We start from the raw sequence: 13,950 nt of genomic DNA, 5'->3' as shown, positions 1-13,950 counted from the left end.
GGGGAGGAGGCGAGATGGACGAAGTGAAGCGCCGCGCCACGGTGCATGATGTCGCTCGCGAGGCTGGCGTGTCGCTGGCAACGGTCGATCGCGTCCTCAACGGCCGCCCCGGAGTACGCACGGAAACCGCCGACAAGGTCGCCGAGGCGATCAAGACGCTCGACTTCCGCCGCGATATCTCCGCGTCACTGCTCGCGCGGGCTCGCGACCTCGGCGTCACCTTCCTCATCCCCGATGGCCGCAACGAGTTCATGCTCGGCCTGGTCGATGCCATCCACCGCCGCGCCCGTACCACCAAGGGCGAGCGCCTCTCGATCACCACCAGGCTGGTGCATGCGTTCGACCCCGCCGCCCTCGCCAGCGCGCTCAGCGGACTCGACCCCAAGACCTGCGATTGCGCCGTGGTCGTCGCCACCGAGGATGACAAGGTGCGCCGCGCCATCGACCAGGCCTCCCGCCGTGGCATCGCAGTCGTAACGTTGGTCTCCGACCTCCCCGGCTCGGCCCGCCGCCACTTCGTCGGCATCGACAACAACGCCGCCGGCCGCACGGCCGCTTCGCTCCTCGGCCGCTTCGCCGCCCCCGGACCTATCGGCCTCATTGCCGGCTCCCTCAGCCTCGCCGATCACCACCAGCGCCGCGAAGGCTTCGAGGCGGTGCTTCTCTCCGAGTTCCCCGGCCACAAGATCATCGGCCCGCTCGAGGGTTTTGACGACGACACCAAGACCGAGGCCGCGGCGCTCGAATTGCTGAGCCAGCCGCTCAGCGGTATCTACAACATGGGCGGCGGCTACTCCGGCCTGCTGCGTGCGCTCGACAAAAATGGGATGACCGGCAAGGTCCGCGTCGTCGCCCACGAACTCACCGAAGCCACCCGCGCCGGCCTCAGTTCCGGTGCCATCGACGTGGTCATCGACCAGAACCCGGATGGCGAAATCGCCGCCGCGCTCGCCGTCGCCCGAGCGCTGGCGCTGGGCCAGGATGCCGAGCGCCGTCCGGCCCCCATTGAAATCGGGCTCTATCTGCGCGACAATCTCCCCAGAGGGTAATCAATCAATAGCTACGCCCCGGGAGGACTTCAACATGTTCTGTCTGCACGGTCTTGAGGTACGTGCCTCATGACCTATCTCGGCATCGATATCGGCACCTCCGGCGTCAAGGCGCTGCTGATCGACCGGGCCGGCTCGCCGATTGGCGAAGCCACCGCCAAGGCGGTCGAACCCACCCGCCCACATCCCGGCTGGTCAGAGCAGAATCCCGCCGACTGGTGGCACGCCACGCTCGAAGCCATCGACAAGCTGTCGAAGGCCCACCCGGCCGAAATGGCCAAGGTCCGCGGCATCGGGCTCAGCGGCCACATGCATGGCGCGACCCTGCTCGACAAGGATGACAAGGTCCTCCGCCCCTGCATCCTCTGGAACGATGGCCGCTCAGCTGCCGAGTGCGCCGAGATGGAAGCGGCGCTCCCCGCGCTCCGCGATATTGCCGGCAACATCGCCATGCCCGGCTTCACTGCGCCCAAGATCGCCTGGGTCCGCAAGCACGAGCCGGAGATTTATTCGAAGCTCGCCAAGGCGCTGCTGCCCAAGGCCTATATCCGCCTGCTGCTCACCGGCGAGCGTGTCGAGGAAATGTCCGACGCCGCCGGCACACTGTGGCTCGATGTCGGCAAGCGCGACTGGTCCGATGAGCTGCTGAAGCTCACCGGCCTCAATCGCTCGCACATGCCGCGGCTCGTCGAGGGCTCCGCGCCGTCCGCCAACCTCAAGCGTGAGTTCGTCAACCGCTGGGGTATGTCCGGCGAGGTAGTCGTCGCCGGTGGGGCAGGGGATAACGCCGCTGCCGCCTGCGGCATCGGCGCCACAGAGCCTGGCGAAGGCTTCGTCTCGCTCGGCACCTCGGGCGTGCTGTTCGTCTCGAACGACCGCTTCCGCCCCAACACCAAGGGCGCCGTCCACGCTTTCTGCCACGCCATCCCGAATACGTGGCACCAGATGGGTGTCATCTTGAGCGCCACCGACAGCCTCAACTGGCTGGCCAAGATCACTGGCCAGGACCCGGCCAAACTGGCCGGTGCCGCCGAGTCCGGGTTCAAGGGTCCGGGCGAGGAAATCTTCCTCCCCTACCTCTCGGGCGAGCGCACGCCGCACAACAACGCCGCCGCCCGCGGCAGCTTCACCGGCCTCAGCCACTCCACTGATCCGGCGCTGCTCGCACAAGCGGTGATGGAGGGCGTCGCCTTCGCCTTCCGCGATTGCCAGCGCGTGTTGAACGATGCCGGCACGACGATGGGCCGGCTGCTCGCCGTCGGTGGCGGCTCGAAATCCGAACTGTGGCTGAAGCTCATCGCCACCAATCTCGACACCGAGATCGCGCTCCCCGAGGACGGCGATTTCGGCGGCGCGCTGGGCGTCGCCCGCCTCGGCCTCTGTGCCGCCGAGGGCGCCGATCCCACCGAGATCATGACCATGCCGGCGATCAAGCGGGTGATCCAACCCGACGCCAAGCTGAAGACCGCCTATTCCGATCAATATGCGCGCTACCGCGCGCTCTACCCCGCCATCGAGGAGGCCCGTAAGTGACTGATTTCTTCAAGGGAATTTCGCCCGTCAAGTTCGAAGGACCGACGTCCAGCAACCCGCTGGCGTTCCGGCACTACAACAAGGACGAGATTGTCCTCGGCAAGCGGATGGAAGATCACATCCGCCCCGCCATCGCCTACTGGCACACTTTCGCCTGGGAAGGCGGCGACCCGTTCGGCGGCCGCACTTTCGATCGTCCCTGGTACGACAAGGGCCTCGAGGGGGCCAAGATCAAGGCCGACGTCGCCTTCGAGATGTTCGACCTGATGGACGCGCCGTTCTTCTGCTTCCACGATGCCGACGTCGCCCCGGAAGGCGACAGTCTCAAGGAGAGCAACAAGAACCTCCGCACCATCACCGACATCTTCGCCAAGAAGATGCAGTCGAGCCGCACCAAGCTCCTCTGGGGCACCGCGAACCTCTTCTCCAACCGCCGCTACATGGCCGGCGCCGCCACCAACCCCGATCCGGCCGTGTTCGCCTATGCCGCCGGGCAGGTGAAGGAGATGCTTGAGATCACCCATGATCTCGGCGGGTCGAACTACGTGCTGTGGGGCGGCCGCGAAGGCTACGAGACGCTGCTCAACACCCGCATCAAGGAAGAGCAGGATCACGCCGCGCGCTTCCTCGGCCTCGTCATCGAGCACGCCAAGAAGATCGGCTTCAAGGGCCAGATCCTGATCGAACCCAAGCCGCAGGAGCCGACCAAGCACCAGTACGACTATGACGTCGCTACGGTGTACGGGTTCCTCAAGACCTACGGCTTCGAGAAGGACGTGAAGGTCAACATCGAGGTCGGTCACGCCTTCCTCGCCGGCCACAGCTTCGAGCACGAGCTTGCCGTCGCCGGCGGCCTCGGCATCCTCGGCTCGGTCGATGCCAACCGCAACGACCTGCAGTCGGGTTGGGACACCGACCAGTTCCCCAACAACCCCGGCGAAATGGCGCTGGCCTTCTACCAGATCCTTAAGGCTGGTGGCCTCGGCAAGGGCGGCTTCAACTTCGACGCCAAGGTGCGCCGCCAGTCGATCGATCCGGCCGACCTGCTGCACGGCCATGTCGGCGGCCTCGATATCCTCGCCCGCGGCCTCAAGGGCGCCGCCGGGCTGCTGGAAGACGGCACCTACGACAAGGTCATTGAGGCCCGCTATGCCGGCTGGAAGTCCGCGGAAGCACAGAAGATGCTGACCTCCGACAGCCTCGCCGATATCGCCGCCCGGGTCGAAGCGCAGGGCATCAACCCACAGCCGAAATCCGGCCAGCAGGAATACCTCGAGAACCTGGTCAACCGGTTCGTTTGATGGCGGAGACGGGTTCCATCCGGCCACTGACCCCTCATGATCGGCCCGCCTGGGCCGATCTCTGGCGGCAGTACCTGGCCTTCTACGAAACCGTCCTGCCCGAGGAGATCTATGCCTCGACCTGGTCACGCCTTCTGGCCGACGACGAGCCGGTATGGGGTGCACTCGCCCTCGCCGGCGAGCGCCCGGTGGGTCTCGTCCACTACATCTACCACCGCACCGCCTGGGCGCTGGCCGACAACTGCTACCTGCAGGATCTGTTCGTGGCGCCGGACGGGCGCGGCCTAGGTCACGGTCGCGGCCTCATCGCCTATGTCGCCGACCAGGCGAAGCAGGCGGGCAGCGGCCGGGTATACTGGCTGACCCACGAGTCCAACACCACTGCCCAGGCCCTCTACGATCGCGTCGCCTCCCGTTCGGGCTTCATCCAGTATCGCCTGCCGCTCAGCTGAAACGAGTCACATGCCCACCATCCGCAATCCCATCCTCCCCGGCTTCAACCCCGATCCCTCGATCCTGCGCGTCGGCGGGGATTACTACATCGCCACCTCCACCTTCGAGTGGTACCCGGGCGTGCAGATCCATCATTCCAATGATCTGGCCAACTGGGAGCTGGTCACCCGCCCGCTGACCCGGGCCAGCCAACTCGACATGCGTGGCGATCCGGATTCGTGCGGCATCTGGGCGCCGTGTCTCAGCCATGACGGCGAGCAGTTCTTCCTCATCTACACCGACGTGAAGCGCAAGGACGGCTCGTTCAAGGACGCGCACAACTACCTCGTCACCGCTCCCTCGATCGAAGGCCCGTGGTCCGACCCGGTCTACATGAACTCCTCCGGCTTCGACCCCTCGCTGTTCCACGACACCGACGGCAAGAAGTGGTTCGTCAACATGCTGTGGGACCATAGAACCCGCCCGCTGCTGTTCGCCGGCATCGCGCTGCAGGAATACGACCACGCGCAGAAGAAGCTCGTCGGGCCGATCAAGAACATCTACCAGGGCACCGACCTGAAGCTGGTCGAGGGCCCGCATCTCTACAAGCGCAACGGCAAGGACGGGCAGCCCTGGTACTACCTGCTGACCGCCGAGGGCGGTACGGGCTACGAGCACGCCGTCACCTTCGCCCGGTCGCGCAATATCGATGGGCCGTACGAAACCCACCCGATCCAGCACATTCTCACCGCCAAGGACGCGCCGCTCAACGCCGTGCAGCGGGCCGGCCATGGTGACATCGTCGAGACGCCGGATGGCAAGACCTTCCTCGTCCATCTGATGGGCCGCCCCACCACCCAGAAGCGCCGCTGCGTGCTCGGCCGAGAAACCGGCATCCAGGAGGCCTATTGGGGCGCCGACGACTGGCTGTGGGTGAAGAACGGCCCGGTCCCCTCGCTCGAAGTCGAAATCCCCGGCACTCGCGATGACGTCGGCTACTGGGCCGAGCAGCGCTACAGCTTCGACACGCTGCACCAGGACTTCCAGTGGCTCCGCACTCCGGAGACGGAGCGCATCTTCAAGGTCGGCGACAACAAGCTGACCCTCTTCGGCCGCGAGTCGATCGGCAGTTGGTTCGAGCAGGCGCTGGTCGCCCGCCGCCAGACCCATTTCTCCTACGACGCCGAAGTCACCCTCGACTTCTCGCCTGTCGACGAACGCCAGTTCGCCGGCCTTACCGGCTACTACGGCCGCTACAACTTCCACTACCTCACCGTCACCGCGCATTCGGACGGCAAGCGCGAGCTGCTGATCATGAGCTCGCTCGCGTCGCACCCCGACGGCCGGCTTAGCTACCCGGCCGCCCCGGTTCCGCTGCCACAGGACGGCCCGGTGCGTCTCAAGATCGAGATCCGCGGCCCAAAGCTGCAGTTCTTCTACGCCGCAGGCGACGCCAGGGCCGCCGGCAACTGGCAACCGGTCGGCGGCACGCTCGACGCCTCGCTCCTCTCCGACGAATGCGGCGGCCACGCCGAACACGGCAGCTTCACCGGCGCCTTCGTCGGCATGGCGGCATCGGACTTGAACGGGACGGCGAAGGAAGCGGTGTTCTCGGACTTCGTCTACCGGCCGGTGCGGGATCCGAGCGACCGGTACTGACGATCACCAAGTCCGGTGCGGGTACGTGTCCCGCACCGACGGTAAGTGGACTTGGGGAAGCAACCCGCGACTCAGTTGCCCGCCACCCCCAAACCCCCTAACGTCCCGGCCTCCCTGTCTCCGCCGCCGAGCCCGATGGACCAAGCGCCCTATAACGCCCCGAGTGCTGCCGACAGCGCGCCTATCACGCCAATGATGTCGCAGTTCCTCGAGATCAAGGCGGTCAATCCGGGCTACCTCCTGTTCTACCGGATGGGCGATTTCTACGAGATGTTCTTCGAGGACGCCGAGATCGCCAGCCAGGCGCTCGGCATCGTCCTCACCAAGCGCGGCAAGCACCAGGGGCAGGACATCCCGATGTGCGGTGTGCCGATCCACGCGGCGCAGGATTACCTCAAGAAGCTCATCGGCCTCGGCCATCGCGTCGCCATCTGCGAGCAGGTGGAGGACCCGGCGGAAGCCAAGAAACGTGGCTCCAAGTCGCCGGTGAAGCGCGACGTCGTGCGTCTTGTGACTAGGGGAACAATTACCGAGGACGACCTCCTCCCCACCCGCGGCTCGGCCTATCTCACCTCCCTCAGCATGGTCCGCCACGGCGAGACCGATTTCGCCCTCGCCTGGGCCGATGTTTCGACCGGCGAAACCGCGGTGCTCGACGTCTCGGTCCTCGCCCTCGCCGATGAACTCGCCCGCATTGCCCCCGCCGAACTGCTGCTCACCGAAGCAACCCGCACCGCCCTCGCGGATGCCAAGATTCCGCTCCCCGACGCGGCTCTCGTCAGTCTCGACACATCCGCCTTCGACAGCGAACTCGCAGTTAACCGGATCACCGCCGCCTTCCCCGCCGGCGAAGTCGACCCCACCGCCTACTCCCGCGCCGGCCGCGCTGCTCTCGGCGCTCTCCTCGACTACATCAGCGATAGCCAGAAGGGCGTCCCCGTCGCCCTGCGCCCACCCGCCGCGGAGCGCCTCTCCGCCCACATGGCGATCGATGCCGCGACCCGCGTCTCTCTCGAGCTGCTCGAAACCCAGCGCGGCCAGGAGAAAGGCTCGCTCCGCCACGAGATCGACCTCGCGGTCACCCCGCCCGGCTCGCGCCTCCTCGCCCGCCGCCTCGCCGCGCCGCTGCGCGATGCCAACCAGATCAACGCCCGCCTCGATGCCGTCGAAAGCCTCGTCGCCGATGGCCTCCTCACCCAGCGCCTGCGCGGCGATCTCAAGTCGGTCCCCGATCTCACCCGCGCCCTCACTCGCCTCGCGCTCGGCCGCGGCGGCCCCCGCGATCTCCGTGCCACCGGCGGCGCCATCGCCGCCGCCATCGCCCTCGCCGATCGCCTCGCCACCCTCGACCGCCCGCCCGCCGAGCTCAAATCCATCGCCGTTCGCCTAGCCGACGCCCCCGCCGCACTGGCGGCCGAGCTCACCGCCGCCATCGACGACGAACCGCCGCTGCTCGCCCGCGACGGCGGCTTCGTCAAGCGCGGCTATGACGCCCCGCTCGATGCCGAACGCGCCCTCGCCTCGGAGACCCGCGCCGTCGTCGCCGCGCTGCAGGCCCGGCTGATCGACGAGACCGACGTCCGCTCGCTGAAAATCCGCCACAACGGCGTCCTCGGCTATTTCGTCGAAGTCCCCGCCGGCCATGGCGGCAAGCTCCTCGAGCCGCCGCACCGCGACACCTTCATCCACCGCCAGACCATGGCCAACGCCATGCGTTTCACCACCGCGGAACTGGCCGAACTCGAAGGCCGCATCGCCAAGGCGCACGACGCCTCGCTCGCCATCGAATTGACCATCTTCACCCGCCTCGCCGAGGCCGTCGCCGCCGAGAACACCCGGCTGCGCGCCATCGCCGACGCGCTGGCCGAACTCGACGTCGCCGCCGCCCTCGCGCAGCTGGCGATGACCCGCAATTTCTGCCGCCCCACCATCGACGACAGCCTCGCCTTCTACATCGAGGGCGGCCGCCACCCGGTGGTCGAAACCAATGTCCGGGCCCAGCACGAAGTGTTCGTCGAAAACGGCTGCGACCTCACCGGCGGCGCGCTGTGGCTGGTCACCGGCCCCAACATGGGCGGCAAGTCCACCTTCCTGCGCCAGAACGCGCTGATCGCCATCCTCGCGCAGATGGGCAGCTATGTGCCCGCCTCCGCCGCCCACATCGGCGTCGTCGACCGCGTCTTCTCGCGCGTCGGCGCCAGCGACGATATCGGCGGCGGCCGCTCCACCTTCATGGTCGAGATGGTCGAAACCGCAGCCATCCTCAACCGCGCCACCCAGCGCTCCCTCGTCATCCTCGACGAGATCGGGCGTGGCACCGCCACCTTCGATGGTCTGAGCATAGCCTGGGCCGCCGTCGAAGCACTGCACGATCAGACCGGCTGCCGCGCCCTGTTCGCGACGCACTTTCATGAGATGACTGCGCTTTCGAAGACCCTGGCGCGCGTCACCAACCACACCATGAAGGTACGCGAGTGGGAGGGCGAAGTGGTGTTCCTGCACGAAGTCGCCGACGGCGCCGCCGATCGCAGCTACGGCATCCAGGTGGCCAAGCTCGCCGGCCTGCCTGAATCCGTGCTGAGCCGTGCACGCCAGGTATTGGGCGTCCTCGAACAGCGCTCTTCCGGCGGAAAAGCCGTCGTGCTAGACGATCTGCCGCTCTTTGCGCATCAACCGCCCACCCCGAAGGCGGCCGTTAATCCCATCCATGACATGCTCGATCAGGTGCGCCCCGACGACCTTACGCCCCGCGCGGCCATCGACCTGATCTACGAGCTTAAGAAAATCCGCGATGCAGCTCGCCGAAATTGACGTCCGACCGCGAAAACCGGCCTTCCAGCTTACGGCCGCCGACACCATCCTGGGCGATATCCGCCGGCTGACCGCCGGGCAGGACCCCAAATCCGCCGCCGCCCGCAGCCTCGTGCTGGCGCATGTACGCTCCGTCCTCGCCGCGGCGCGAGTTGGCGCCGAGGCCGAGCTGATGGCCACCGGCAAGGGTACGCGCTGCGCCATGAACTTGAGCGCCGCTGAAGACGAGATCATCCGCGCCGTCCACTATTTCGCGGTCCGCGACGTCTACCCGGTCGACAACCCCTCGGGCGCCGAGATGATCTCGATCGCCGCGGTCGGCGGCTATGGCCGCGGCACGCTGGCGCCCGGCTCCGACATCGATCTGCTGTTCATCCTGCCCTACAAGCAGACGCCCTGGGGCGAGCAGATCACCGAATACATCCTCTACATGCTGTGGGATCTCGGCCAGAAGGTCGGCCACGCCGTCCGCTCGGTTGATGATTGCATCCGCATGGCCCGCTCCGACATGACGGTGCGCACCGCCACCCTCGAAGCCCGCTATCTCACCGGCGACCGCAAGCTCTTCGAAGAACTGATCCATCGCTTCGAAACCGAGATCATGCCCAAGACCGGGCCCGAGTTCATCGCCGCCAAGATGGCTGAACGCGACGAACGCCACCGCCAGATGGGCAATACCCGCTACGTGGTCGAGCCCAACATCAAGGACGGGAAGGGCGGCCTCCGCGACCTCCACGCCCTGTTCTGGATCGGCAAGTACTTCTACCGCGTCAAATCCAGCGCCGAACTGGTCGGCAAGGGCGTGCTCAGCGGCGAGGAATACCGGCTGTTCCAGCGTGCCGAGGATTTCCTCTGGGCCATTCGCTGCAACCTGCATTTCCTCACCGGCCGGCCCGACGAGAAGCTGACCTTCGACGTGCAGCCCGATCTCGCCGCCCGCCTCGGCTACAGCGATCGCGCCGGCATGCTCGGGGTCGAGCGCTTCATGAAGCGCTACTTCCTCGTCGCCAAAGACGTCGGCGACCTCACCCGCATCTTCTGCACTTCGCTGGAGTTCGATCACGCAAAGCCCCTCGATATGGTCGGGCGCGTGCTCGCTCCGTTCAAGCGCGGCAAGGTGGCGATCAAGGGCGAGACGGATTTCGTCATCGAGGGCGGCCGGCTAAACGTTGCTGGCCCCGACGTCTTCCAGAAGGACCCGCGCAACCTCATCAAGGGCTTCATGCTGGCCGGGCGGCACGATGCGCACCTCCACCCCGACGCCATCAAGCTGATCCGCCGCTCGTTCAAGCTGATTGGCCATGACCTCCGGAACGACAAGCAGGCCAACGCCTGGTTCCTCGAGATCCTCACCGCCCCGACCTATGTCGAGCGCATCCTGCGCCAGATGAACGAAGCCGGCGTGCTCGGCCGCTTCGTGCCCGAGTTCGGCAAGATCGTCGCGCTGATGCAGTTCAACATGTACCACCACTACACGGTGGACGAGCACCTGATCCGCGCCGTCGGCGTCATGGCCGACATCGCCAACGGGGGCCTCCGTGAACAGCTGCCGCTGACCCACGAGCTGCTGCCGCATCTCAACGACACACGCCTGCTCTACGTCGCGCTGTTCCTCCATGACATCGCCAAGGGCCGCCCCGAGGACCACTCGATCGCCGGCGCCCGCATCGCCAAGAAGTTCTGTCCGCGCCTCGGGCTCGATGCGGCCGAAACCGACACCGTCTCCTGGCTGATCGAACATCACCTGTTGATGAGCGAGATCGCCCAGAGCCGCGATATCCAGGACCCCGAGACGGCCCGTTCCTTTGCCGATGTGGTGCAGTCGCCGCAGCGCCTGGCGTTGCTGATGATCCTCACCGCCTGCGACATCCGCGCCGTGGGCCCGGGTGTCTGGACCGGCTGGAAGGGCTCGCTGCTCCGCTCGCTCTACTATGCCACCGAGCCGCTGCTCTCGGGTGGCCACAGCCAGGTCACCCAGCGCGATCGCATCGAGGCGGCTAAGACCGTCTTGCGCGGCGCGCTCTCTGCCTGGCCGGCGCCGGAAGTCGAGACCTATCTCGGCCGCCATTACGACCACTATTGGCTCCGTGCCGAGCCGGAGCTGCAGGTCGAACACGCCCGGATGATCCGCGTCGCTGACCAGGCTGGCCAGATGTTCGCCGGCTCGATCCGGATCAAGTCGTTCGAGTCGATCACCGAGGTCAGCTTCTACACCCCCGACCACCCGCGGCTGCTTTCGCTGATCGCCGGCGCCTGCACCATGGCCGACGCCTCGATCATCGGCGCCCAGATCTTCGGCACCCGCGATGGCCGCGCCGTCGACACCTTCCGCCTCCGCCGCTCGTTCACCTCCGATGAGGATGAGAAAGTCCGCGCCACCCGCATCATCGATACGGTGAAGCAGTTGCTGCAGGGCAAGCGTCAGGTGCTGATCGACCTCGGCAAGGAAAGCCGCCACAACAAGCGGCTGAAACCCTTCACCCTGCCGGCGCAAGTCGCCGTCTCGAACACCATCTCGGAGAAGTTCACGGTCATCGAGGTCATGGGCCTCGACCGCACGGGCCTGCTCCACCAGCTCACCCGCCAGATCTCCGACCTCAACCTCACCATCGGCTCGGCCCATATCGGCACCTACGGCGAAAAGGCCGTCGACGTGTTCTACGTCACCGACCTCACCGGCCACAAAATCGAGTCCAAAACCCGCCAGAAAAAAATCCACGACGCGTTGCTGGCGGTGTTCCAACCCATCGAGGAAAAGGCGGGCAAGGTGGCTAATGGGTGACGTGCACCGGGATAGCCCGGCGCTCACAAACACCCCCCGCCCTGTCCCTCCCCCTCAAGGGGGGAGGAGACCCTCCGAATCTGCCTTCGCGGCCTTGCACTCAGTGCAAGTGTTGGCGTCTCCCTCCCCCTTGAGGGGAGGGGACAGGGGTGGGGGTACTCTTCCCGCACCGCCCTCTCCGCTGGAGGACTTGCGTTGAGCCTCTACCGCAACTTCCTCTCCGTCGGCGGGCTCACCCTCGTCTCGCGTGTCTTCGGCTTCGCCCGTGATGCGCTGATGGCGGCCGTGCTCGGCATCTCGCCCGTCTCCGACGCCTTCAACGCTGCATTCCGCTTCCCCAACCTGTTCCGGCGGCTGTTCGCCGAGGGCGCTTTCAACACCGCCTTCGTGCCGATGTTCTCCACCGCGCTCGAGACCGAGGGTAACGAGGGCGCGAAGGAACTCGCCGGCCGGATCATGAGCTGGCTGGTCGCGGCGATCCTCGTCGTCACCATCCTCGTCGAGATCTTCACCCCGCAGATCATGGTGTTGTTCGTTCCCGGCTTTGTCGGTGACGCGGAGAAGTTCGACCTCACGGTCTTCCTCACCCGGATCATGTTCCCCTATCTCGCCTGCATGTCGCTGATGGCGGCCTATGCGGCGATCCTCAACAGCCTCGGCCGGTTCTTCGCCGCTGCCTTCGCGCCGATCGTGCTCAACATCGTCAACATCGGCGCGCTGATCCCGCTCGCCATCCTGACGCTCGAGGCGCCCGACACCGCGTTCTGGGTGGCGATTGCCACCATGCTCGGCGGGATCGCGCAGCTGGCGCTGGTCTACTGGGCCATCCGCCGCGCCGGGTTCGTCCCGAAACTGCGCTGGCCGCGGTTCGACACTGAGGTTCGTCGCTTCTGGGTGCTGGCGGTGCCGGCGATCATCGCGGGCGGCATCACCCAGATCAACATCTTCGTCGGTACCATCATCGCCTCGGGCGCCAACGAGGTGATGTCGATCATCTACAACGCCGACCGGCTCTACCAGCTGCCGCTCGGCATCATCGGCATCGCCATCGGCACGGTGCTCTTGCCCGAATTGAGCCGCCACCTCGGCGCCGGTCGTGAGCTCGAAGCGCGCCAGAGCCAGAGCCAGTCGCTGTTCCTCTCGATGCTGCTCTCGATGCCCGCCGCCGGTGCGCTGATCGCATTGGCCCTGCCGGTGGTCCGGGTGCTGTTCGAGCGCGGCGAGTTCGGCGCAACCGACAGCGTCAACGTCTCGCACGCGCTGCTCGCCTTCGCCGTCGGGTTGCCAGCCTTCGTGCTCATCCGCGTGCTGCAGCCCGGCTTCTTCTCGCGCAAGGACACCAAGACCCCGACCTGGTTCGCCTTCGTCTCGCTGATCATCAACATCGTGCTGTCGCTGGCGCTGTTCCCGACGCTGAAGCATGTCGGCATCGCGCTCGCCACCTCGATCGCCGCCTGGGCCAATGTCGTGCTCCTGGCGATCTTCCTGGGCCGCCGCGGCCACTTCACCATCACCGCCGCCGAATGGCGCCAGCAGGGCATGATCCTGCTGCTCACGCTGGTAATGTCTGGCGCGCTCTATGGCCTTGTGGTGCTGCTGGGGCCAGTGTTCGACCCAGGTTATTCATTCCTAGCCCAGGCGCTGGCGCTGTTCGCCCTCTGCGTGTTCGGCGCGGGGCTCTACTTCGCGCTCGCGCACATTACCAGGATACAGCCTCTCGGAGGGCTGCTGCGGCGCCTGCGGCGGCACAAGGCCTGAGGCCTACTCGTACACCACCACCATCAGCGCCCGAGCCGGCTCACGCCCCTCATTGGCAATCTCGTGCTCGACATCAGCCCGATACCGAGCGGTTTCCCCCGAACCGAGCACCTGCTCCCCCAGCGCCGTCTTCACCCGCAGCCCATCGGTCTGCGCCGTCAGGTGCTCGTAGGTCCCGGCGGCGTGCGGCGCGCTATGCAGCCGGCTGCCAGGGGCGATCTCCACTTCATACCACTCGACCCGCCCGGCCATGGCCGTCGGGCTCAAGATCCGCAGCCGCCAATGCCCCTCCGGGCTGTTGATCTCAGGCGTCAGCGGCACGGTCACCACGTCCACCGGCGCCGCCCGGCGATGCGCCACGCCGCCCGCGATCAGGTCGGCGAGGTCGATCTTCAGCGCCTGGGTCAGCCCCCACAGCACCGCGAAGGTCGGGTTCGATTCGCCCCGTTCGATCTGGCTCAGCATCGAGCGCGACACGCCCGAAAGCGCCGCAAGCCGCTCCAGCGTCAGGTGCCGCGCCTTGCGTTCGCGCTGGATGATCGGGCCGATATCGGGAGCTTCGGTGCTTGCCATGCCGCCTTTATCTCCGAGCAGATTGGCCGTGCCAAGCGGAAATTCCGCGCTC

Annotated in this window: 9 protein-coding genes; 8 read left to right on the top strand and 1 reads right to left on the bottom strand. The window is 66.5% G+C overall.

Annotated elements, in window-relative coordinates; translation table 11 throughout:
- The first annotated feature begins 14 nt into the window (after window positions 1-14).
- From AC1DV8_RS19110 to murJ, 8 genes are all read left to right on the top strand, one after another.
- A complete protein-coding gene (locus AC1DV8_RS19110; RefSeq protein WP_477158531.1) occupies window positions 15-1,049 on the top strand; it encodes a LacI family DNA-binding transcriptional regulator in 1,035 nt (344 codons plus the stop codon).
- A 69-nt stretch (window positions 1,050-1,118) separates the two neighbouring features.
- The gene (gene xylB, locus AC1DV8_RS19105) at window positions 1,119-2,582 is read left to right on the top strand and encodes a xylulokinase (RefSeq protein ID WP_477158530.1); all 1,464 of its coding nucleotides are present in this window, start codon (window positions 1,119-1,121) and stop codon (window positions 2,580-2,582) included.
- A complete protein-coding gene (xylA, locus tag AC1DV8_RS19100) occupies window positions 2,579-3,883 on the top strand; it encodes a xylose isomerase (protein WP_477151676.1) in 1,305 nt (434 codons plus the stop codon). Before xylB ends, xylA begins: the two co-directional genes overlap by 4 nt.
- The gene (locus AC1DV8_RS19095; RefSeq protein ID WP_477158529.1) at window positions 3,883-4,335 is read left to right on the top strand and encodes an N-acetyltransferase family protein; all 453 of its coding nucleotides are present in this window, start codon (window positions 3,883-3,885) and stop codon (window positions 4,333-4,335) included. The genes xylA and AC1DV8_RS19095 overlap by 1 nt, the downstream gene beginning before the upstream one ends.
- Window positions 4,336-4,345: 10 nt before the next feature.
- The gene (locus AC1DV8_RS19090) at window positions 4,346-5,974 is read left to right on the top strand and encodes a glycoside hydrolase family 43 protein (protein ID WP_477158528.1); all 1,629 of its coding nucleotides are present in this window, start codon (window positions 4,346-4,348) and stop codon (window positions 5,972-5,974) included.
- A gap of 135 nt (window positions 5,975-6,109) precedes the next feature.
- Complete coding sequence (mutS, locus tag AC1DV8_RS19085; RefSeq protein ID WP_477158527.1) at window positions 6,110-8,785, top strand: DNA mismatch repair protein MutS; 2,676 nt, start codon at window positions 6,110-6,112, stop codon at window positions 8,783-8,785.
- Window positions 8,766-11,567, top strand: coding sequence for a [protein-PII] uridylyltransferase (locus tag AC1DV8_RS19080; protein WP_477158526.1), 2,802 nt, complete (start codon window positions 8,766-8,768; stop codon window positions 11,565-11,567). The genes mutS and AC1DV8_RS19080 overlap by 20 nt, the downstream gene beginning before the upstream one ends.
- Window positions 11,568-11,762: 195 nt before the next feature.
- The gene (gene murJ / locus AC1DV8_RS19075) at window positions 11,763-13,325 is read left to right on the top strand and encodes a murein biosynthesis integral membrane protein MurJ (protein WP_477158525.1); all 1,563 of its coding nucleotides are present in this window, start codon (window positions 11,763-11,765) and stop codon (window positions 13,323-13,325) included.
- A 3-nt stretch (window positions 13,326-13,328) separates the two neighbouring features.
- On the opposite strand, the gene AC1DV8_RS19070 is transcribed toward murJ, so the two are convergent.
- Window positions 13,329-13,898, bottom strand: a complete 570-nt coding sequence (locus AC1DV8_RS19070; protein WP_477158524.1) for a helix-turn-helix domain-containing protein — start codon at window positions 13,896-13,898, stop codon at window positions 13,329-13,331.
- Between the last annotated feature and the right edge of the window lie 52 nt (window positions 13,899-13,950).

This window comes from Devosia sp. P3_B2 (assembly GCF_056402875.1).
Note: the sequence above shows the minus strand (reverse complement) of the source record. Positions and strands in the feature narration are given on the sequence as shown.